Annotated in this window: 17 protein-coding genes; 12 read left to right on the forward strand and 5 right to left on the reverse strand. The window is 65.5% G+C overall.

From position 1 onward, the window contains the following. The first annotated feature begins 257 nt into the window (after window positions 1-257). Together NATOC_RS01590 and NATOC_RS01595 are read left to right on the forward strand one after the other, a co-directional pair. Window positions 258-2,168 carry an asparagine synthase-related protein gene (locus tag NATOC_RS01590; protein ID WP_015319661.1) on the forward strand — a complete coding sequence of 637 codons (1,911 nt, stop codon included), beginning with the start codon at window positions 258-260 and terminating at the stop codon, window positions 2,166-2,168. Next, window positions 2,161-3,363: a carboxylate--amine ligase gene (locus NATOC_RS01595; RefSeq protein ID WP_015319662.1), complete on the forward strand. Its 1,203-nt coding sequence runs from the start codon at window positions 2,161-2,163 to the stop codon at window positions 3,361-3,363. The genes NATOC_RS01590 and NATOC_RS01595 overlap by 8 nt, the downstream gene beginning before the upstream one ends. Before the next feature lie 32 nt (window positions 3,364-3,395). On the opposite strand, the gene NATOC_RS01600 is transcribed toward NATOC_RS01595, so the two are convergent. Further along, window positions 3,396-4,295, reverse strand: a complete 900-nt coding sequence (locus tag NATOC_RS01600; RefSeq protein ID WP_015319663.1) for a polysaccharide deacetylase family protein — start codon at window positions 4,293-4,295, stop codon at window positions 3,396-3,398. A gap of 120 nt (window positions 4,296-4,415) precedes the next feature. Between NATOC_RS01600 and NATOC_RS01605 the strand changes: the two genes are divergently transcribed. Further along, window positions 4,416-5,081, forward strand: a complete 666-nt coding sequence (locus NATOC_RS01605; RefSeq protein ID WP_015319664.1) for a peptide-methionine (S)-S-oxide reductase MsrA — start codon at window positions 4,416-4,418, stop codon at window positions 5,079-5,081. Window positions 5,082-5,141: 60 nt separating this feature from the next. Then, entirely contained in the window at window positions 5,142-5,819 is a 678-nt protein-coding gene (locus NATOC_RS01610; protein ID WP_015319665.1) for a DUF502 domain-containing protein, read from the forward strand. A gap of 28 nt (window positions 5,820-5,847) precedes the next feature. Here NATOC_RS01610 and NATOC_RS01615 read toward each other — a convergent pair whose 3' ends face one another. Next, window positions 5,848-6,189: a hypothetical protein gene (locus tag NATOC_RS01615; protein ID WP_015319666.1), complete on the reverse strand. Its 342-nt coding sequence runs from the start codon at window positions 6,187-6,189 to the stop codon at window positions 5,848-5,850. Window positions 6,190-6,608: 419 nt separating this feature from the next. On the opposite strand from NATOC_RS01615, the gene rdfA reads away from it, so the two are divergent. Next, window positions 6,609-7,229, forward strand: coding sequence for a rod-determining factor RdfA (rdfA, locus tag NATOC_RS01620; protein WP_015319667.1), 621 nt, complete (start codon window positions 6,609-6,611; stop codon window positions 7,227-7,229). Window positions 7,230-7,295: 66 nt separating this feature from the next. Continuing rightward, the gene (locus NATOC_RS01625) at window positions 7,296-9,260 is read left to right on the forward strand and encodes an archaea-specific SMC-related protein (protein ID WP_015319668.1); all 1,965 of its coding nucleotides are present in this window, start codon (window positions 7,296-7,298) and stop codon (window positions 9,258-9,260) included. Window positions 9,261-9,303: 43 nt separating this feature from the next. On the opposite strand, the gene NATOC_RS01630 is transcribed toward NATOC_RS01625, so the two are convergent. Continuing rightward, complete coding sequence (locus tag NATOC_RS01630; RefSeq protein WP_015319669.1) at window positions 9,304-10,473, reverse strand: acyl-CoA dehydrogenase family protein; 1,170 nt, start codon at window positions 10,471-10,473, stop codon at window positions 9,304-9,306. A 171-nt stretch (window positions 10,474-10,644) separates the two neighbouring features. On the opposite strand from NATOC_RS01630, the gene NATOC_RS01635 reads away from it, so the two are divergent. The 4 genes from NATOC_RS01635 to NATOC_RS01650 all read left to right on the forward strand — a co-directional run bounded on the left by NATOC_RS01635 (window position 10,645) and on the right by NATOC_RS01650 (window position 17,194). Next, window positions 10,645-11,784, forward strand: a complete 1,140-nt coding sequence (locus NATOC_RS01635) for an acyl-CoA dehydrogenase family protein (RefSeq protein WP_015319670.1) — start codon at window positions 10,645-10,647, stop codon at window positions 11,782-11,784. A 631-nt stretch (window positions 11,785-12,415) separates the two neighbouring features. Further along, complete coding sequence (locus NATOC_RS01640; protein WP_015319671.1) at window positions 12,416-15,493, forward strand: FAD-binding and (Fe-S)-binding domain-containing protein; 3,078 nt, start codon at window positions 12,416-12,418, stop codon at window positions 15,491-15,493. A gap of 55 nt (window positions 15,494-15,548) precedes the next feature. Further along, complete coding sequence (locus tag NATOC_RS01645) at window positions 15,549-15,983, forward strand: universal stress protein (protein WP_015319672.1); 435 nt, start codon at window positions 15,549-15,551, stop codon at window positions 15,981-15,983. A 143-nt stretch (window positions 15,984-16,126) separates the two neighbouring features. After that, window positions 16,127-17,194: an anthranilate phosphoribosyltransferase gene (locus NATOC_RS01650; protein WP_015319673.1), complete on the forward strand. Its 1,068-nt coding sequence runs from the start codon at window positions 16,127-16,129 to the stop codon at window positions 17,192-17,194. Between the two features lie 56 nt (window positions 17,195-17,250). Here the strand turns inward: NATOC_RS01650 and NATOC_RS01655 are convergent, their stop codons facing one another. Next, window positions 17,251-18,762, reverse strand: coding sequence for a hypothetical protein (locus tag NATOC_RS01655; RefSeq protein ID WP_015319674.1), 1,512 nt, complete (start codon window positions 18,760-18,762; stop codon window positions 17,251-17,253). A gap of 194 nt (window positions 18,763-18,956) precedes the next feature. Between NATOC_RS01655 and NATOC_RS01660 the strand changes: the two genes are divergently transcribed. Further along, entirely contained in the window at window positions 18,957-19,718 is a 762-nt protein-coding gene (locus tag NATOC_RS01660) for an SDR family NAD(P)-dependent oxidoreductase (protein WP_015319675.1), read from the forward strand. Between the two features lie 104 nt (window positions 19,719-19,822). After that, window positions 19,823-20,323 carry a small multi-drug export protein gene (locus NATOC_RS01665; RefSeq protein WP_015319676.1) on the forward strand — a complete coding sequence of 167 codons (501 nt, stop codon included), beginning with the start codon at window positions 19,823-19,825 and terminating at the stop codon, window positions 20,321-20,323. Window positions 20,324-20,326: 3 nt separating this feature from the next. Here NATOC_RS01665 and NATOC_RS01670 read toward each other — a convergent pair whose 3' ends face one another. Next, window positions 20,327-21,298, reverse strand: coding sequence for a succinylglutamate desuccinylase/aspartoacylase family protein (locus NATOC_RS01670; protein ID WP_015319677.1), 972 nt, complete (start codon window positions 21,296-21,298; stop codon window positions 20,327-20,329). Window positions 21,299-21,397 lie beyond the last annotated feature (99 nt).

Consider the following 21,397-nt stretch of genomic DNA (forward strand, 5'->3'; position numbering starts at 1 on the left):
AGTGCTGGTATTCCTCCGGTTGCCGCCTTAACACCCGGTTAACTCGAATTCGAGAGTCGGTTTTTTGATCTGTCGTATCTGGAACTGTTCCGGATATGCCGCCGTCGAGTTGGTCCCTCGATACGAGACCTTACCGACGCTATAATAAACAGCCAGAATAGATTTCCTCTGACTGTGATGTTGCCAGTCTGTACGTATCGACTGCTACCGATCGGCCGAGACGGCGCCGCCGATTCGGAGCTGAGGTGATCTCTCAAATGAGGTATACGCACGGTGTGGTTCGCGCCGACGGATCACTATCCGAGAAGGTGTTCGAGGAGTGGCTCCCCTCCAAGCCCGAAATTCGGTATACGTCCGATCGTGTCGCGCTCGCGACCGAACGCGACGCGTGTCACTCGGCCGGTGAGGCGGCCGACGCCGAAAACGAGTCGGTTCGGTGCTGGCTTCTCGGTGACGTCTACGGCTACGAGGACGGCGGGCATGGATGCCCGCGCGGGTACGAGCCCCGTCCCGCAGACATCGATCCCGCACAGTACTGTTTGTCTCTGTACGAACGGACGGGATTCGAGTTCCTCGAGGGGCTCAACGGGAACTACACGCTACTGCTCTACGATCGAGAACGGCAACGGTTTGCCCTCTGTACCGACCGGTTCGGAACGGTTCCGGTCTACTGGACCCGGGCCGACGACGGCTCGATCGTCTTCTCGACGAACGTTCAGCTGCTTCCGTTTCACCCGGCCGTCGACACCGCGTACCACCCGGCGTATCTCCACGAGTATCTCGCGTTCCGGTGCACGTTCGGAGTCAAGACGCCCCTGGAGGGCGTCGAGAAACTCGAACCGGGGACGATCACGTCGATCGCGCTCGGCGACGGATCGCTCCGGACCGAGCAGTACTGGCGGCCGCAGTACCGCCCTCGCGACGAGTCCTTCGAGTGGTTCGTCGAGGAGTTCGCCGATCGGTTCCGAACCGTCGTCGACGAGTGGACCCACGACGGCCACGAGTACGGCGTCTTGCTGTCGGGGGGCAGCGACTCCCGACTCGTGCTCTCGGTGCTCGAGAACGCGACCGCGTTCCACATGAACGACTGGATGAACCGCGAGGCCCGAATCGCCGAGCGAGTTGCGCTCCAGGCCGGTGCGACGTTCGAACTGCTCGAGCGAGGACCCGAGTACCGGATCGGCTCCCTCGAGCGAAACCGGTGGGCCGAATCCTTCAACGGCTGGTTTAGCCAGCCCTACACGAGCGGGTTCGAGTCCAGAATTACCGAACAGGTCGACGGGCTGTTGTCGGGGCTGTACAGCGACTCGTTGTTCGGCGGGTACAGCGTTCCCTCGCCCAACGTTTCGCTGGGACCGCTCGGTTCGATGACGGTGCCGATCGAGCGCCCGATCGAAACCGTCGACGAGTACATCGACCTGCTGCTCGAGCGTGCCCACGACAACCTCGATATGCCGACCGATCTCCGGACCGTTCTCGAGTCGAACATCCACCGGGACGGCGACCGGATCGTTCACCACGGCGTCACCTACGAATCGCTCGAGGATCTGGTCTACTACGGAAGCTGTTATCCGCTCTCGAACGACGACGATATGCGGTTCCACACCGATCTCCGTCGGATGTTACCCTATCGGTCGCCGTTTCTCGATAACCGGCTGCTGGATCTCTCGCTGTCGATGCCGCCCCGGTATCGCCTTCGACGGGACCTCGTCGGACAGGCCGTTACTCGGCTGGATCCCGACCTCGCAGCGATTCCACACGCCAGTACCGGGGTCTCGCTCTCGCGGTCGTTCCCGGTCGAGTACGCCGGCGAACACTTCCTCGAGTTCTGGCGCAAGCACGTGACCAACCGAACACCCCCGAAACCGTATCTGACCGACGGCCCCTGGCTGGACGACGCGGAGTTGCTTCGTTCCTTCGAGTTCACGAACGACGTCCTCGATCAGCGGGGCCATCTGGCGGATGCGTTTCCCGGGCCAGACGCGGACGCGATCCGAGAGCTGTACCACACCCACTGCCACGACGAGGATCGTGTCGGTGAGCTCTACACGCTGTTGACGGTGTTGACGATGCCTGTAACCGAATACCTTACCGACGTTCCCGAGTCGAACCGAGCGGAGACGATCGATCTTCTCTCCCGACAGTCGCAGGTGATCGACGTTGAGTGACGAACGCGACGCGGTCGTCGTCACCGCCTCCCGGTACCCCCACGGATACACGTCGGTCCGCTCGCTCGGATCGAAGGGCGTATACACGATCGCCGCGGTCGACGACACCGACCTGAGCGTGACGGCATCGCGGTACTGCGACGAGTCCGTCCTCGTGCCGCCGCCGAGCAATCTGCCGGCCTACAGGGACGCGCTGCTCGGACTGGCCGCCCGTCCGGACGTTCGCACCATCATCCCCCATCGCCCGCACGACACGTACATCCTCTCGCGGGATTACGAGGCGTTCGATCGCCACATCGACCTCGTCGTGCCGCCGATGGAGACCCTCCGGAACGTCCACGACCGCAAGCGGCTCGCGGAGATCGCGACCGACGCGGGCGTGGCGATTCCGGAGACGCAACTGCTCTCGGAGGTCGAGGACTGGAGCGACAACCGGATCGTCAAGTCGCGGTACAACCTGTTGACCGACGCCTATCTCGAGGAGTTCGAACTCGAGGACTCGAAGATCGCGAAATCGGTCGAGCACATCGCGCCGGGGGAGACTCCGGACGTCGACGCGCTGATCGAGAAGATGGGCCACGAGCCGATCGTCCAGGAGTACGTCGAGGGCGCCGGCGAGTACGTGTTCGGTGCGCTGTACGAACACGGCGAGGCGCTTGGCACCTTCCAGCACCGTCAGCTCCGGGGTGACTCCTACACCGGCAGCGGCGGCGTCTACCGGGAATCGGTCCATATCCCCGAACTCGAGGAGGCGGGGCTGGCGATCCTCGACGAACTCGAGTGGCACGGGCTGGCCTGCATCGAGTACATCGAGGACGCAGAGACCGGCGAGTTCTCGATCGTCGAGATCAACCCGCGGATGTGGCAGTCGCTCGCGTGTGCGGTCAAGGCGGGCGCCGACTTCCCGGCCTGGTACTGGCTCGCCGCGACGGGCCGCAGCGAACTGATCGAACCCGGCTACGAGACCGGGGTCAGCACCCACTACCTCTACGGCGAGCTCGAACACCTCGTCAGCGTCGCTCGCGAGGAATCCCCGTTCGTCGAACGACCCTCGCTGGCGGGCCGGACCGGCGAAATCGCCAGATCGTGTGTCGAAGACCGGTCGTTCGACGTCCTCCACCGCGACGATCCGATGCCGATCGTCCGCCAGGTCCGCAATGAGATCGAGGACGCTGTCGGTCGAAGACTGGGCTGATCGGCTTTGGGGGGAACCGAACAGACCGTCGCTCAGATGTAGTTGCTCTCGCTCTCGTAGACCGAGGGATCGTCCCTGAACTTCTCGGCGACCGTCTCGAGGGTGACGAAGCGGGCGTTCTCGTGGCCCTTGACGTACTGGATGAACTCCTCGAACAACGGGATCATGTGGGGAAGCCCGTGAAGGTCGGGGTGGATCGTGAAGGTGTAGACGCCCGCGCCCCGACGGTTGTGGAGGTAGTCGAACTGTCGCTTGTAGTACTGCTCGTACATCATCTCCGGATCCTTGTAGCCGGCGTGGTAGATCGGCTGCTTGATGAACAACATTGGAGGAATGTCGTCGCGATACCAGCTGATCGGGATCTCGACGACGTCGGTTTCCTCGCCGTACCGGTACGGCTCCATCCACGCCTCCGGACTCTTGTCGTAGTCGATCTTCTCCCAGCTGTCTCCCTTGCGCATCCAGCCCGGTTCGAACTGCCGTTCCATCAGGCTGCTGTCGTACTCGAAGCCGTGCTTCTCGACGAGGTCGGGGGTGTTCTCGCTGAACTCCCACCAGCTGGCCCGATGTCCGACCGGCTCCGAGCCGGTGACGTCCTCGATCAGGTCGATCGAGACCTCGAGAATCTCGTCTTCCTGCTCCCGGGAGAGATCGGTCGGGTTCTCGTGGGAGTAGCCGTGCACCCCGAGCTCGTGGCCCGCGGCCGCGACCGCCTCGATCTCGTCCCGAAACGTCTCGATCGTGTGGCCGGGGACGTACCACGACGTCTCGATGTCTTGCTCCTCGAACAGCTCGAGCATCCGGGGGATCCCCTCGTTGCCGGCCGACAGGCCACGGGAGAGATCCGCGGGCGAGTCCTCGCCACCGTAGGAGCCGAGCCAGCCGGCGACACAGTCCGCGTCGACGCCGATTGCTACGTCAACAGTACCCATAGTTCGTTCGAAGCGGCCACCGACCAGGAGTAAGGAACTAGGGGCTGCACATGCGCAACCGACCGCAGATTCATTCGGCGGCCGGCGACAACCCCATCAGGCTCGGGCCGAAGCTCCGGTATGGAACCGACGGAGTCGACGACTGACGAGCCGGCACTGCTCGAGGACGCTCCACTCGAGATACCCGCCGAACGCGAGGCGGCGACGTTCGGGGTGGGCTGTTTTTGGGGTCCCGACGCCCGCTTCGGCGCGCTCGAGGGGGTTGCCCGAACTCGGGTCGGCTACGCGGGCGGGACCGAACCCGATCCGACCTACTACTCGCTCGGCGATCACACCGAAGTCGTCCGGATCGCGTACGATCCGGACGTCGTCACCTACGAGGAGCTTCTCGAGACGTTCTGGGCGAGCCACGACTGGCACTCCGCGGCGCCGAAACGACAGTACCGAAGCGTCGTCCTCGCTCACGACGACGAACAGTACGAACTCGCGTGTCGGGGATGGGACGCGGTCGCCGATCGAACCGGTCGGACGCCGGCTACCGACGTCGAACGGCTCGGGGCGTTCTACTCGGCCGAGCCGTCCCACCAGAAGTACGAACTCCGCTCCCGACCGGTCGTCGGCGACGAACTCGAGACGCTGTACGGCGAGGCGTTCGTCGATTCGACGGTCGTCGCTCGACTCAACGGATTCGCAGCCGGTCACGGTGATCGGAGCCGATACGACGCGTTGCTGGCCGCTCTCGATCTCCCGGCGCCGCTCGTCGCTGAACTCCAGCGGTGGCGCTGAATCCGTTGCCCTCGAAGCCGATCTAAACCTATTCATAGGGTGAGGCGTCTACCCGTGTGTGTGGAACGAACGGATCCGAGTTCGTGGCAGCGGGATTTCGGACGAGGACTCGTCGTCATCGTTCCGATTCTCATCACGGCGTTTCTGCTCTACGTGCTCTACTCGTTCGTCTCGACGTTCGTACCGACGATGATGCTCGACGGGGCAGCGCTCGAGCCGTTCCTCCCTGGCGTCGGCGATCGCGCCCGCGAAATCGTGGCGGGGCTGTTGCGGATCGTCGTCGTGCTCTCGATCGGCTGTGCGCTGATGTACCTGCTGGGCTACCTCGCCCGAACGACGGCCGGAGAGCTGTTCGAGGCCTGGCTCGATCGAGCTGCGAACCGCGTTCCGGGGCTGCGGCTCGTTTACAACGCCTCGAAGACGACGACCGAGGTGACGGTCGGCTCCGAGTCAGTGCAGGGACCGGTCAAACTCGAGATCTGGCGCGGAATCCGGATGACTGCGTTCAAGACCGGCCAACAGGCCGCAGACGAGCGGGTCCTGCTGTTCCTGCCGACAGCCCCGAACATCTCGACCGGGTTCGTCCTCGAGGTCGATCCCGAGGACGTCACCGAACTCGAGGAAAGCACCGAGTCGGCGCTGACGCGGATCATCAGCGCCGGGTTCGGCGGGGAGGAGGAAGCCGAGACCGGCCGCCACGGGGATGGAAGCCGGTCGAAGCGCCGTCCGGACCCCTAACGCGATCGGTCACCGGCGACGTCGACCGTCAGGGTCGTCCGGTGCTCTCGGGCTTTTCGGGGAGGTGTCGGTACTGCGCCAGTTCTCCGTCCTCGACGAGGACGAGGAGCACGTCCCGCTCTGTGACCTCGTCGAACTCGGCGACGTCGACGACGAGCTGATCGACCACCCGGTTGTCTTCCTCGAGCAGGAGCACGACGTGGCGCCCGTCCACGATACGGTCGACGACGCCGACGTACTGCTCGACGCCTTCGTTTGCGGTGGAAGTCGATCGCGCGCCGACAGTGTTCGCTCCGACGATCGAGGCAGCCGTGAGTCCGCCCATCGCTTTGAGTGCGGTTCGTCGTGACAGGGATCGGTCAACTGTCATACCCCGGTTGGCCGCGGTTTCGTATATAAGTTCACGGACCGTCGTGAACGGGATCCGAGGCGAGACGAACCGATTCGAGCACCTTTGATTACCTATATATGTTTGAAGTGATATTATTCACTTACGCTCGGATACTCTATATCAGGATGGGTATCGGGAAGGAGAAGAATCAACCGAATATATTTATTGTGGCTTTTTTCCACCAATACCATCGGAATTGAGCTTATTTTCGTTGTATACTACTTGGACTGCCAGCAACAATTCGCTCGCAACATACACCTGGTATAACCATCAGACTGGATACTATCATACCCAACTGATATTTACTGACCTTCGCCCGAGGGTGATTACGGACATACTTATGTAAATAGTGGCCGCTCTCGGAACCCTTTTTGCCGGGTACGCCTATCGCTGTAGCAATGGCTGACCGTAAGACGGAGCGGGACGAGACGTGTTGCAAGCTCGGACGGGTCGCCGAGAAGTACGAGCTCACCGGACTCGACGAGGACCTCGTCGCCTCCTGGACCGGCGAGGGCGACGAACAGTACAGTACGCGAGAACTCGCGACGATCGTCAACCAGCGCGTCCTCGAGGCGGCCTTCGAGACGGCCGGCGTCTCGTACAAGGACGGCGAGATCGAGAACACCTACCGGCTGCTCAGCGACGACGACGTTACGAGCGGGACGCGAGTCCAGACGCGCAACGAACTCGAGCGCGACGGCATCCCCGTCGAGGACGTCGAGTCGGACTTCGTCTCCCACCAGACCGTCTACAACCACCTCACCAAGTGTCTCGAGGCCGAACTTGCGACCCCGAGCGCCGAGGAGCGTCTCGAGCGTGCCGAGGAGAAGCTGGGCGCGCTCCAGAACCGGACCGAAGCGGTAACGGGCGATACGATCGCACAGCTTCGTCGCAACGACGCCCTCGAGATCGGTGCGTACGACGTCCTCGTTTCCGTGACGGTGACCTGCGAGGAGTGCCAACAGCAGTATACGGTGCGCGAACTTCTCGAGGAACGTACCTGCGGCTGTTCGGGCTGACGAAGGAACCGACAGCTGGGAGGTGAATGGACAATACCTATCTGTCCGGCCGCGCTATCCGGCTGTATGAAGACGAGCCAGAACGTATCGGAGCGGGAGACCCCGGACCGGGCGACGCTTTCGGTGAGCAACATCGGCGGGATCGAGGAGACGACCGTCTCGTTCCAGCAGGGAATCACCGTCCTCTCCGGCCGAAACGCGACCAACAGAACGTCACTACTCCAGGGGATCATGGCTGCGCTCGGCAGCGACCGGGCAAGTCTCAAGGCCGACGCGACAGAAGGCGAAGCCGTCCTCGAGTTCGGTGACGAGCGCTACCGTCAAACTCTCCACCGTCGAAACGGAACCGTCGTCACCGACGGCGACCCCTACCTCGAGGACCCGGAGATCGCGGATCTGTTCGCGTTCCTGCTCGAGTCCAACGAGGCTCGCCGAGCCGTTGCCCGCGGCGACGAGCTTCGTGATCTCATTATGCGACCCGTCGACACCGAGGCGATCAAGGCGGAGATCCAGCAGCTCGAGCAGCGAAAGCAACGCATCGACGACGAGCTCGCCGAGCTCGACGAACTCGAGAACCGATTGCCCGATCTCGAGGCGAAACGGAAGCGAGTCAGCGACGAGATCGACTCGCTTCGCGAGGAGCTCGAGGACGCCGAGGAACGGCTCGAGGAAACGAACGTCGACGTCGAGACGCGCCGCGAGGAGCGCTCCGAACTCGAGACGAAACTCGACGAACTGCGCGAGACGCGGTCGGAGCTCGAGCGCACCCGGGACCGGATCGACACCGAGCGCGAGAGTATCGAGGCCCTCGAGGACGAACGTGAGGAGGTCGAGGCCCAGCTCGAGGAGCTCTCGACGGGTGAGGACGTTGATCTCGGCCGCCTGGAGGCCGAGATCGACTCCCTGCAGGCCCAGAAGGACGACCTCAACGAGGAGATCTCGCAGCTCCAGCGGACGATCCAGTTTAACGAGCGGCTGCTCGAGGAGGCCGGGGAGTTCCTCGGGACCGACGACCACCGGACCGACGGTGACATCACCGATCAGCTGCTGGCCGACGACGATTCGGAGACGGTCACCTGCTGGACCTGTGGCTCGTCGGTCGCCACCGATCAGATCGAGACCACGCTCGACCAGCTCCGGTCGGTCCACCAGGACCGACTCGAGGAGCGGTCGTCGATCGACGACGAACTCGACGAGAAGCGGGCGACCCGCACGGAAATCGAGGAGAACCGGACCGAGTACGAGCAGGCGAACCGCCGTCTCGACTCGATCGACGACGAGATCGAGCGCCGACGGGACCGCATCGAGGAGCTCACCGACGAGCGCGAGTCGCTGACCGAGGAGGTCGACGACCTCGAAACCGAGATCGACGACCTCGAGAGCGACGGCTCCGAGGACATCCTCGAACAGCACCGCGAGGTCAACCAGCTCGAGTTCGAGCTCGAGCGCAAGGAACGCAAGCGCGACGAGATCGAGGATGAGATCGCCGAGATTGAGGAGCGGCTCGATGAGCGCGACGGGCTCGAGAGCCGCCGCGAGGAGACGACCGAGGAGCTAACCGACCTGCGGACCCGGATCGACCGCATCGAGGAAGACGCCGTCGAGGCGTTCAACGAACACATGGAGAACCTCCTCGAGACGCTCGGCTACGGGAATCTCGACCGGATCTGGATCGACCGTACGACCCGGGAGATTCGAGAAGGACGCCGAAAGGTCACCCAGTCATCGTTCGACCTGAAGATCGTCCGCAGCACCGACGACGGTGCGGCCTACGAGGACGCGATCGAACACTTAAGCGAGAGCGAACGTGAGGTGACGGGGCTGGTCTTCGCGCTGGCGGGCTATCTCGTCCACGACGTCTACGAGACGGTGCCGTTCATGCTGCTTGACTCCCTCGAGGCGATCGACGCCGAGCGGATCACGGCGCTGGTCGAGTACTTCGAGTCGTACGCTCCCTACCTCGTCGTCGCCCTGCTCGACGAGGACGCCGAACAGCTCGCACAGAGCCACGACGTCGTTTCCGAGATCTAGCCTCGGCCGTCGTCGGAAACGGGGACGACGTCCCCGCGGATCGTCACTGCTGTGTGAACGCCTGCAAGCCCGTCAGCTCCTCGCCGAGGACGAGCGTGTGGATGTCGTGGGTCCCCTCGTAGGTGTAGACGGTTTCCATATTTGCCATGTGGCGCATCGGCGAGTAGTCGGTCGTGATCCCGTTCCCGCCCAGTATCTCGCGGGCGACCTTCGACTGTTCGCGGGCCGTCCGGACGTTGTTGCGCTTTGCCATCGAGACGTGCTGGGGGCGCATCTCGCCGCGTTCCTTGAGGTCGGCCAGGCGGTAGGCCAGCAGCTGGGCCAGGGTGATCTGGGTGGCCATCTCGGCGAGCTTCTCCTGCTGGAGCTGGAACCGTCCGATCGGGCCGCCGAACTGCTCGCGCTCGGTGGCGTAGGCACGGGCCTCCTCGAAACAGTCGCGGGCGGCCCCGACCGCGCCCCAGGCGATCCCGTACCGGGCCTGCGTGAGACAGGAGAGTGGCCCTTTCATCCCCGAGACGCCGGGCAGGACGTTCTCCTCGGGGACGTGTACGTCGTTCAGTCCGATCTCGCCGGTAATCGAGGCCCGCAGGGAGAGCTTCTCGGTGATTTTGTTCGTCGAAACGCCGTCCCGATCGGTCTCGACCAGGAACCCACGGACCGGGGCGTCCTCGCTCGAGCGATCGCGCGCCCAGACGACGGCGACGTCGGCGATCGGCGAGTTCGTGATCCAGGTCTTCGAGCCGTTCAGGACGTAGCCGTCGCCGTCTCGCTCCGCGTGTGTCTCCATCGCGGAGGGGTTCGATCCGTGCTCCGGTTCGGTCAGGCCGAAACAGCCCACGGCCTCGCCCTCCCCCAGCGCGGGCAGCCACTCCTCCTTCTGGGCCTCGCTCCCGTAGGCGCGGATCGGGTACATCACGAGCGCCCCCTGGACCGAGGCCATCGAGCGCAGTCCCGAGTCGCCCGCCTCGAGCTCCTGCATGAGGAGTCCGTACGCCGTCTCGGAGACGTTCGGCGAGCCGTACCCCTCGAGGTTCGGCGCGTAGAAGCCGAGCTCTCCCATCTTCGGGATCAGCTCCGTCGGGAAGGTTCCGTCCTCGAAGTGGTCGCCGATGTCGGGTTTGACGTGTTCCGCGACGAACTCCCGGGCCGTATCCCGGATCATTCGTTCCTCCTGATCGAGATCGGCCTCGAGCTGCACGAAATCCAGCATATCCGTTACTACGCGAACACCGCATTAGGTATTGCGGTACGCATGCTATCCCATACCAGGACAAGGATGGTAATTGCCCACTGGAATTACATCGGTCAAAATAACACTCCAGAACCGTACGATGGTTACTATAGGCGAAGATATTTTGTACGAGGATTGCGAGAACAGGGTATGGCATTCGCCCTGTCCGACGAGCACCGTGCGATTCGGGACGCCGTCCGTGAGTTCGGCGCAAACGAGATCGAACCGGTCGCCGAGGAGTACGACCGAAACGGCACCTACCCCGAGGAGATCCGCCGCGAGGCCGCGGCGTACGACTTCGTTGCACCGGGGATCCCCACCGAGTACGACGGCGCCGGGATGGACAAGCTCGCGTCGACGATCGTCACCGAGGAGCTGTGGCGAGCCGATCCCGGTATCGGCTCGGCGGTCGGCTCCGCCGGGTTCGGGACTGACATGATCCTCGAGTTCGGCGACGAGTGGATGAAAGCGGAGTGGCTCCCGAAGATCGCCAGCGGCGAGACCGCGTCCTGTTCGATGATCTCCGAACCCGCACACGGGTCGGACGTCGCCGGGATCGAGACGGTTGCCGAGAAGGATGGCACTGAGTACGTGCTCAACGGGAACAAGATGTGGATCACCAACGGCACCGTCGCCGACGTCGGCGTTCTGATGGCCAAGACCAGTCCCGGCGAGAGCCACCGCGGCATCACCGCCTTCCTCGTCGAGATGGACGCCGACGGGATCCGAACGGAGAAGATCGACAACAAGCTCGGGATCCGGGCGTCGGACCTTGCAGAAGTCGTCGTCGACGACGTCCGCGTCCCCGAGGACAACGTCATCGGCGAGGTCGATCAGGGGTTCTACCAGCTGATGGAGTTTTTCGCCTCCGGGCGCACCAGCGTCGCCGCCCAGGCCGTCGGCGCCGCCCAGGGCGCGCTGGACGCGGCGCTCGACTACGCCTCCGAGCGCGAACAGTTCGGACAGCGGATCGGCGAGTTCCAGGCGATCCGGCACAAGCTCGCGGAGATGGCGACGAACGTCGAGGCCGCCCGGTCGCTGACCTATCGCGCCGCGACGCAGGTCGAGGACGGCAACCAGGAGATCGCCGCCAGGTTCTCGAGCATGGCGAAGCTGTTCGCCTCCGAGCACGCCGTCGACGTCGCCGACGAGGCCGTCCAGGTCCACGGCGGTGCCGGCTACGTCACCGACTACCCCGCAGAGCGGTACTACCGCGACGCCCGCATCACGAAGATCTACGAGGGAACCAGCGAGATCCAGAAGAACGTCATCGCCGACCGCCTGCTGTAGGCGTCCTCGCCGCGAGGACTCGATCTGAATGGGTTCGGAACGTCCTCGACGGCGATCGTGATTCGTTTCCAGTGGTTCGAGGTAGAATCCCGATACTATATCATCGGTTGAAAGACAGCTAATACAAACGTTACTTCTCTTCACCTATACTGTATAAGATACTTCTTCTCCGCGTGAACCAGCGGAAATCAGAGCTTCGATATTCGGTTCTTCACATCCTGACAATCGAGTCAACTACTCGGAACGGCGCTCGATTCGTCGACCGGAGATCAGCTAACACCTCTATTTCTTTTCACATACTTTATCAGGTAATTCAACACTACTAAGTGGTATCGGGGAGTCGAGAGTTCCGATCGAACTGCGGGCTCGCGCTCGACCGAACTCTCGACGTCCTCGCGGGGGGTGTCGTCGCCGAGGACGTCCCGGCTGATCCGTCGCGATCCCGTTCCAGGGTCCCGCGGGCGAAACACCGTCCTCTAGCCCAGCAACTATATGTGGGGTCCACTCATGGACGGATGATGGCCGTTCGATCCTCCCTCGAGCGCGGCGGTGACCGCCCCCGTACGGTTCTGGGCGGTCGGTCGGGTATCGCGACAGGAACGCCCAGTGCGGACGAGCCCCGGATCGCGCTATGACGACGACGCCACCCTCCCGGCCGGATCCGGCCGACGATCCGAGAGCCGACTACGACTACCGGAGCGACGACGTCGATCGGCCGGCGCTGGTCGAGGATATCGGTCGGCTGATCGAGGGCGACGTCCGTGCGGACTCCTACTCCCGGGAGCTGTACGCGACCGACGCGAGCATCTACGAGGTCACGCCCGTCGCAGTCGTCTTCCCGCACTCGACCGCGGACGTCGCGGCTACCGTCGAGTACTGCGCCGAGCGGGGGATCCCGGTGTTACCCCGCGGCGGCGGAACGAGCCTCGCGGGCCAGACGGTCAACGAGGCCGTCGTCCTGGATTTCACGCTGTCCATGGACGGCGTCGTCGACGTCGACCCCGACGCCCGCCGGGCGACCGCCCAGCCCGGGATCTACCTCGAGACGCTCAACGAGACCCTCGAGCCCCACGACCTGAAGTTCGCGCCCGACCCCGCCTGGGGCGACAAGAGCGCCCTCGGGGGCGCGATCGGGAACAACTCCACGGGTGCTCACTCCCTGCAGTACGGCAAAACGGACGCCTACGTCGAGTCCTGTGAGGTCGTCCTTGCCGACGGCACCCGCACGCGGTTCGGCGAGGTCGCCCTCGAGGACCTGCCCGAGCTGGCGGCCGGCGACGACCTCGAGGCGGCGATCTACGCCGAGGTCGCGCGGATCCTCGAGGAGCGGGGCGAGCTGATCGAGGACACGTACCCCGACCTCAAGCGCAACGTCTCCGGCTACAACCTGGACTGGTTACTCGAGGACGCCCGCGGCGCCGAGCGCGGTATCGGCGAACCCGACGCCGAGGGCGGGACGGTGAACCTCGCGAAGCTGCTCTGTGGCAGCGAGGGGACCCTCGCGATCGTCACCGAGGCGACCGTCTCACTCGAGCCGATCCCCGCCGAGAAGAGCATGGCCCTGCTCGCCTACGACAGCGTCCTCGACGCGATGGACGACGTGGCGGCGATCGTTGACCACGACGCGGCCGCGGTCGAGGTCATCGACGACGTGCTGATCGACCTCGCGCGGGGTACCGCCGAGTTCGCCCCCGTCACCGAGATGTTGCCGGAGGGAACCGGCGCCGTCCTCATCGTCGAGTTCTACGCCGAGGACGCGGCCGACGGCGAACGCCGGGTCGCGAACCTGCTGGCCGACCGCTGTCCGTCGGTCGATCCCGTCGGCGAGGTCGATCCGCCCGAGGAGCGGGTTGTCACCGACGAGGCGGTCCACGCGTTCGACGCGATCGAGGCCCACGACGCCGAGAGCCGGAGCCAGATCTGGAAGCTGCGCAAGTCCGGACTCCCGATCTTGCTCTCGCGGACGACCGACGAGAAGCACATCGCGTTCCTCGAGGACACCGCGGTCCCGCCCGAGAACCTCCCGGCGTTCGTCGCGGACTTCCAGGCGGTGCTGGAGGATCACGACACTTACGCCAGCTTCTACGCCCACGCGGGGCCCGGCGTCCTCCACATCCGCCCGCTGATCGACACGAAGACTGAGGCGGGGCTCGAGGAGATGGCGTCGATCGCCGACGCGGTGACGGACCTCGTCGTCGAGTACGACGGCTCGGTCTCGGGCGAGCACGGCGACGGCCGCGCCCGAACGCAGTGGAACCGCAAGCTGTACGGCGAGGAGCTGTGGGAGACCTTCCAGGAGCTGAAGACGGCGTTCGATCCCGACTGGCTGCTCAATCCCGGCCAGGTCGTCTTCCGCGATGAGGATCCGACCGATATGACCGAGCACCACCGGTTCGGCCCCGACTACTCGTTCGAACCGGGGTTCGAACCTACCCTCGAGTGGGACAACGACAACGGCTTCCAGGGGATGGTCGAACTCTGTCACGGCTGTGGCGGCTGTCGGGGCGAGCAGTCTACGACGGGCGGCGTGATGTGTCCGACCTACCGGGCGAGCGAGGAGGAGATTACGAGCACCCGCGGGCGGGCGAACGCGCTCCGACAGGCGATGAGCGGCGACCTCGACCCTGACGAGGCCTTCTCCGACGAGTTCGTCGAGGAGGTGATGGACCTCTGTATCGGCTGCAAGGGGTGTGCGATCGACTGTCCGAGCGAGGTCGACATGGCGAAACTCAAAGCGGAGGTGACCCACGAGTACCACCAGCGCAACGGCTCGTCGCTGCGGGATCGTCTCTTCGCGAACGTCGCCACCCTCTCGCGGTGGGGGTCGAAGCTCCCGCTGCTCTCGACGGCGGCCCCGAAGCTCCCGGGCGCCCGAATGCTCCTGGAGGCGACCATCGGGATCGACGCCGATCGGCCGCTACCGTCGTTCCGTCCGATGACGTTTCGGGACTGGTTCGAGGAGCGAGGCGGCACGCGCGTTCCCGAGCGCGGCGCCGACCGGAAGGCGATCATCTACCCCGATCCCTACACCAACTACAGCCATCCCGAGGCGGGGAAAGCCGCCGTGCGGGTCCTCGAAGCCGCGGGCGTCCCCGTCAAGGTGCCCGACGAGCTCGACGACACGGGTCGGCCCGCGTTCTCGAAGGGCTTCCTCGAGCAGGCCGAGGCGACCGCTCGCGAGAACGTCCGGTCGCTGGCGCCGCTCGTCGAGGACGGCTGGGACGTCGTCGTAATCGAGCCCTCCGACGCGGTGATGCTCCAGTCGGACTACCTCGATCTGCTCTCCGACGAGGAGGCCCGAACGCTCGCGAACGCGAGCTACGGGATCTGCGAGTATCTCGACACGTTCCGGCTCGACGACCGGCTTGCCTTCGATGGCGTCGAGGCGTCGCTGACCTACCACGGCCACTGCCACCAGAAGGCGACGGCCAAGGACCACCACGCGGTCGGCGTCCTCCGGCGGGCCGGCTACGCCGTCGACCCGCTCGACTCGGGCTGTTGTGGGATGGCCGGCAGCTTCGGTTACGAGGCCGAACACGGCTCGCTGAGCGACGCGATCGCGTCGATCCTCTACGACCAGGTCGAGGCGAGCCCCGGCGAGCGGGTGGTCGCACCTGGCGCCTCCTGTCGCACCCAGCTGCAGAACCGCGACGGCGACGTCGAGGAGCCGCCGACACCGATCGAACTCGTCGACGCCGCGCTCGAGTAGTTCGGTCGACAGTCGAGGACATCGATTTATTGTCTCGTTGCTCGTAGGGACGCCCATGACATCCACCGTCCTCGTTCCGATCGACGACTCGGAGCGGTCGAGCGACGCTCTCGAGCACGCTCTCGAGACGCATCCGGACGCGACGATCACGGCGATACACGTCGTCGATCCGCGGAAGTTCTACACTGGAACCGGAATCGAGGGGAGCATCACGGCAGACTACGAGCGGATCCGGGAGGGGTACGAACAGCAGGCGCAGGCGCTGCTCGAGGACGCCCGCGAAGCGGCCACCGAGCACGGCGTCGAGATCGAGACGGAGTACGTCACCGGCGCGGTCGCCCGGTCGATCGTCGACTACACGGCCGACCACGACGTCGACCAGATCGTCATGGGGAGCCACGGCCGCTCGGGTGCGAGCCGGATCCTGCTCGGTAGCGTCGCCGAGGCCGTCGCCCGTCGTTCTCCGGTACCCGTCACGATCGTCCGCTGAGGGGGGTTCTCGGTGTCGTTCCACACCCACATGGGGACGTCGTGACCGACAGGCGGTCGTCCCGCGTCGCCCGATGTCGGAGACGGTCCCGCAAAAGCGCCGGAAACGGGAGCCTTTTGCGCTCGCTTTGCCAACGACGACCTATGACTCAGACATCCGGCACGTTCGGCGAGTGGCCGCTCAAGCGGCTGCTGACCGAGGTCGTCGGTTCGGGGCCGAAGTCGGCCGACGATATGAGCCGCGACCAGGCCCGCGAAGCCCTGCAGCGGATCCTCGCGGGCGAGCCCGAGGAGACGACGCTGGGCGCGTTCTGGCTGGCGAACCGCTGGAAGCGAAACACGCCCGCGGAGCTGGCGGCCTACACCGACGTCATGCGCGAGGAGTCGGTCGTCACCGCCGCGCCCGACGCCGACCCGGTCGACTGCGGCGCGAACTACGACGGCAAACACACCTCCGCGCTGCTGGGCGTCGGCGCCGGCGTCGTCGCCGCCGCGGCCGGAACGCCCGTCGTCGTCCACTCCGGGGACGGGGTGCCGACTCAGAAGGAAACGGCGTACAAACACGTCCTCGACGAACTGGGCATTCGGACCGAACTCGAGCCCGAGGAAAGCGCCGCGATGGCCGACGAGACCGGGTTCGGCTTCTACTACCAGCCCGCGTTCAACCCCGGGATCGACGCCCTCTTCGAGCGACGCGACGAGATGGGCGTCCGCACGTTCGTCAACACGATCGAGACGGTCGCCAACCCCGCCGAGGCCGACGTCCACCTCGGCTCGTTCTACCACCTCGCGTTCGCGAAGAAGCTGTCCGACCTGATCGAAGGAAGCGAGCAACTCGACTTCTCGCGGGCGATCTTCTTCCAGGGGATGGAAGGCTACGACGATATCCGTCCCGGCTACACGAAGGTCGCCGAGTGGAACGCAGGCGAGGACCTGACCGACTACGAGATCGAGACCGCCGAGTACGGCATGGAGATAGAAAGCGAGGACCTCGCGGTCGGCGACGTCCGGGCCGACTCCGCGGCGATCACCGAGGACGTCCTGGCCGGCGAACGCGACGACCAGTTCGCCGACGCTGTCGCCCTCAACGGCGCGTTCCGCATGTACGCCCGCCAGGACGTCGCGACTCTCGAGGAGGGCCTCGAAGCGGCCCGCGACGCGATCGCCGACGGCAGCGCCGCGGCGGTGCTCGAAGAGCTGCGCGAGTACTGACGGCTATCAGCCCATCGGACAGCTTTTGTGAGGCCCCGTGGCCTGACGGATCGAGATCAGGACCACTCCACGATCGGCTCCCCGGCGCCCGACCGCCGGACGTACTCGGTTTGCATCTCGTGGACGGCGTCCTCGAAGTCGGCGCCGCCGTCGAGGTGGTCGCGAACGCGGGCCAGCTTCCACCGGCTCGGCGTCGTCCGATCGGTCCAGCGGGCCTCGATCGGGGCGAGGAACGTCTCGACCGTCTCCGGAGGGACGCCCTGCTCGCGGAGGCCGCGGCGGGCGAACGCGAAGAGTTCGTCGTAGATCACGTCCGGATCGGTCGTCCGATCGCCGTCGGCGGTGATCCACGCGAGGTCGGCGTCGAGTCCGTCCTCGACCGCGCCGTAGAAGCTCCGTTCGGTCGCCTCCCGGTCGAGCGTTGCGAGGGGATGGTCGGCCGCACACAGCCCGCGAACGAGTCCGGCGACCAGACACTGGAAGCCGACGTTCTCCGCGATCGTCGGCTGCGCGGGGAGCGGCCGGTATTCGATGCGGATCGATCGGGCGTCGCCCCCGCTGACTGGCTGGCCGCCGATGACGGCGCGGAGCCACCGCCAGTACGTCCCTCGCTTGTGGTCGAGTTCCCAGTACTCGTCGGCGAACGTCTCGCGATCGTCGTCTTCGAGCCACTCGCGGAGGAAGGGCGCACAGGTCGGGTCGGCGACGAGCCGATCGACGGTGTCGGCGGCGTCCGTGATCTCATCGGGGACGCGAACCTTCTCCCAGGCCCGGTTGATCGACTGTTCGAACACCGGAATCCGGAGTTCGTGAAACGTCTCGTCGAGTAAGCGAGACGGGTCGTCGGGATCGTACAGGTCGACGGGTAGGAGCGGCGAGTTCGTCGCCAGCGCGAGCACCGGCCCCAGGGTCCCGCGAGCGGTGTTGTAGTAGCGGGGAAACCGATCCGCGGACGGGATCTGGACGTGGGGCTGGATCGAACTCGTGAGCGACTCGAACAGGATCGACGGGAACTCCCGATCGACGCCCGGCACGGAGAGCGCGAGTCGATCCGCACTCCTCCGAACGTGGTTGTCGATCGCGTAGTACCGCGGCGACGGCGTCATGTTCTCGGCGATCGTCACCCCGTCGCGATCGCGGACGGCTGTGAGGTAGGCCGCCGTTCCCTCCCGTGGTGGGATTGCCCACATCCCGTCTAGGACGAGTTGCGTTCCCTCGCGTTCGGCTGCCGCTCGTCCGCGCCGACAGTCGCGACGGAGCTGGGCCGCCTGTGCGGCGATGCCGTCGCCGTCGAAGGGGTTCGGATCGGTGTTGAATTCGACGTTGTGCACCCCGAGTTCCTTCTCGCAGGGCCCCTCGAAGACGGGCTTCGGCACGCGGGCGAGTCGACCGTCGTCGTCGACCGCGTAGGCCTCGAGTTCGAGTCCGATTCCGAAGCCGGGGCTGTCGAGTCCCCCGTCGCGAAGGACCTCGGTGAGCCGATCGCCTTGCTCGTCGACGCGGCGGGCGAACTCACCCCGCGTCGCATCCCGGAGCGATCGATCGACGAGCTCGACGTACTCGTCCATTACCGGAACGAAGCCACTCCAGTCGCTTAGAACTGTGGTGTGGGGTGTCGTGGTCGCCGGGAGCAATAGAGGGGACCCCTCGCTCGGGACACATCTTACCAGTGTTCGGCTCAAGAGTATTTTCCCAAACACATTCCTCTCCCACCGTCGAAATAATGAACGAATTTATGTGGAGCCCGTTCGATTGGGGAGGTATGCGACTCGAAGACGAGACGGCGCTGATCACCGGTGCGGCCTCGGGGATCGGACGCGCGACGGCCGAACGCTTCGCCGACGAGGGGGCCCGGGTTATCGTCACCGATATCGACAGCAACGGCGGGGAGGCGGTCGCCGACGAGCTCGCGGACAAGGGAGCGACGGCGGAGTTTCACGAGCTGGACGTCACCGACGGCGAGGAGTTCCACGCGGTCGTCGACGCCGTCGCCGAGGAGTACGGTCTCGACATCGTCGTCAACAACGCCGGCACGGGCCACCCGTCCTCGCGGCTCGAGGACACCGACGACTCGATTCGGGACTTCGTCATCGACGTCAACATCAAGGGCGTCTGGAACGGCTGCCACGCGGCTCTGCCGCATATGAAAGAACAGGGCCACGGTTCGATCGTCAACGTCGGCTCGCTGGCGAGCATCCTCGGGCTGCCCAAGCAGGCGGCCTACTCGCTGAGCAAGGGCGCCGTATTGAACCTCACGCGGGCGCTCGCCGCCGAGGCGGGCCCCTACGGGGTGCGTGCGAATACGGTCTGTCCGGGCTTTACCGATACGTCGCTGCTCGAGCAGTATCTGGCGACGGAGGACGATCCCGAGGCGGCCCGGGAAGCGATGGCCAAGGAGTACCCGCTCAAGCGCCTCGGCAACCCCGAGGAGATCGCCGACGCGATTCTCTTTCTGGCCAGCGACGAAGCCTCGTTCGTCAGCGGCCACGGGTTGGTCGTCGACGGCGGGTTCTCGACCTGCTGAGCTCCGAACCGAAATCGATATCTTTCCCGTTCGCGTCCCTCATACCCGTATCGAGCGTCTGCGACCCATTGTGCGGTCGGGCAGCCGCGCTCGGAGGAGCCATCATGTCACAGGCGATAGCGTTCGTCGACGCCGCAGGCGCACTCGAGGAGACGGGTGGTATTCTCCGGTACGTCCTTGTGTTCCTGCTCGCGATGGTCCCGGCGGTCGAACCGTTCGTCGTGATCCCGGCCGCGATCGGACTCGGACTCGATCCCGTCGCGACGGGGGCCGCTGCGTTCGCCGGCAGCGTTACCGCCGTCTGTCTGATCGTGTGCTTCCAGGAGTGGCTCGTCCGCTGGTGGCGACGTCGATTCGGGGGCGCCGAGGACGCCGACGACGGCCGAACCGGGCGGGCGCGGCGCGCGTGGGAGCGCTACGGCCTCGCGGGCTTCTCGGTTCTCGGCCCGATCCTGGCCGGGATCCACTTCGCAGCGCTGCTGGCCGCGACGATCGACGGCCGACCGCGACGGGTCGTCGCGTGGCTCGCGGTCGGGCTCGGTGCCTGGACGGTTGTCCTCGTCGGCGGCTCGGTCGCCGGACTCTCCGTCCTCGGGCTCTCGTAGCCGTCACTCCTCGCGGATCAGGGCGACGCTCGCGAGCTTGTCGCCGGCTGCGACGGTCGACTCGCGAGTGAGCGTGTAGAGCAGCCCCTCGCGGCCCACGGTCGCCGACTGGAGGGGCTCGTATGTAGTCGGATCGTACACGGTTCCCAGCGGGTCGCCCTCGGCGACCGGCTGGCCGATCTCGAGGCCCGGCTCCGGACGGAACAGCCCCGACTCGTCGGTGACGACCTGGCCGAGGTGGTTCCTGGCGAGGGTCCGCTCGCGCTCGGGTACCTCGCCCGGGAGCATCCCGAGGTACCGACAGGTGTCGAGCAGCCCGTCAACGCCGGTCTCGACGGCGTCCTCCAGGATCTGTTTGTTGTGGGCGAGCTCGGGCGTGATCGAGGGAATCCCCTCGTTGGCGGCCGCAACCCGGAGCTTCCCGGCGAATCCGCGGCGGTGCCACTCGTCGCTCGCGTCGTCGTCGGCCTCCTCCGAGAGCAGGAGGTCGGTGCCGAACGCCTCGGCCAGCGCCCGTGACTCCTCGTCGTCCTCGAGGAAGACGACGTGGGGCAGCATGTCCGGACTCCCGGTGTGGAGATCGACGACGGCGTCGGCGCCGTCGACGTACTCCCAGAGGCGAGCCGCCATGCGCTGGTGGAGACTTCCGTCGGCGTCGCCGGGCCACACCCGGTTCATGTTCGGGTTGACGCTGTCGATGATCTCCGGGGTCGTGTACGAGACCCGATCGAAGGTAAGCGGGTTCGCGACGGGAACGGCGACGATCCGTCCCGACAGCGAGTCGAGCGGGAGCCGTTCGTGGAACCGTCGCAGCGTCTCGGTGCCGTTGATCTCGCGGCCGTGCTGGGCGGCCTGGACGTACAGCGTCGGGCCGTCCTCGGCCCCGTCGTAGGTGTGGACCGTCGTCGTGATCTCGACGCCCGATGGCAGCCGCGCGAGGGTCACGTCCTCGCTTGTGTGCGTTCCGGCGGTCATAGCCGTTCCGTACCACGTCCGCCGGTATGTACCTGCGGCAGGCGGTGACACCGTTCCGAGACCACTACCGTTTTCACCCGTCCGGCCGTCGGCCGAGAT

Source organism: Natronococcus occultus SP4 (assembly GCF_000328685.1).
GTDB lineage: Archaea > Halobacteriota > Halobacteria > Halobacteriales > Natrialbaceae > Natronococcus > Natronococcus occultus.

Coding starts and splice junctions, on each gene's coding strand:
- NATOC_RS01590 (WP_015319661.1), top strand. CDS start 258: ATGAGGTATACGCACGGTGTGGTTCGCGCCGACGGATCACTATCCGAG.
- NATOC_RS01600 (WP_015319663.1), bottom strand. CDS start 4,295: ATGGGTACTGTTGACGTAGCAATCGGCGTCGACGCGGACTGTGTCGCC.
- NATOC_RS01605 (WP_015319664.1), top strand. CDS start 4,416: ATGGAACCGACGGAGTCGACGACTGACGAGCCGGCACTGCTCGAGGAC.
- NATOC_RS01615 (WP_015319666.1), bottom strand. CDS start 6,189: ATGACAGTTGACCGATCCCTGTCACGACGAACCGCACTCAAAGCGATG.
- rdfA (WP_015319667.1), top strand. CDS start 6,609: ATGGCTGACCGTAAGACGGAGCGGGACGAGACGTGTTGCAAGCTCGGA.
- NATOC_RS01625 (WP_015319668.1), top strand. CDS start 7,296: ATGAAGACGAGCCAGAACGTATCGGAGCGGGAGACCCCGGACCGGGCG.
- NATOC_RS01630 (WP_015319669.1), bottom strand. CDS start 10,473: ATGCTGGATTTCGTGCAGCTCGAGGCCGATCTCGATCAGGAGGAACGA.
- NATOC_RS01635 (WP_015319670.1), top strand. CDS start 10,645: ATGGCATTCGCCCTGTCCGACGAGCACCGTGCGATTCGGGACGCCGTC.
- NATOC_RS01640 (WP_015319671.1), top strand. CDS start 12,416: ATGACGACGACGCCACCCTCCCGGCCGGATCCGGCCGACGATCCGAGA.
- NATOC_RS01645 (WP_015319672.1), top strand. CDS start 15,549: ATGACATCCACCGTCCTCGTTCCGATCGACGACTCGGAGCGGTCGAGC.
- NATOC_RS01650 (WP_015319673.1), top strand. CDS start 16,127: ATGACTCAGACATCCGGCACGTTCGGCGAGTGGCCGCTCAAGCGGCTG.
- NATOC_RS01655 (WP_015319674.1), bottom strand. CDS start 18,762: ATGGACGAGTACGTCGAGCTCGTCGATCGATCGCTCCGGGATGCGACG.
- NATOC_RS01660 (WP_015319675.1), top strand. CDS start 18,957: ATGCGACTCGAAGACGAGACGGCGCTGATCACCGGTGCGGCCTCGGGG.
- NATOC_RS01665 (WP_015319676.1), top strand. CDS start 19,823: ATGTCACAGGCGATAGCGTTCGTCGACGCCGCAGGCGCACTCGAGGAG.
- NATOC_RS01670 (WP_015319677.1), bottom strand. CDS start 21,298: ATGACCGCCGGAACGCACACAAGCGAGGACGTGACCCTCGCGCGGCTG.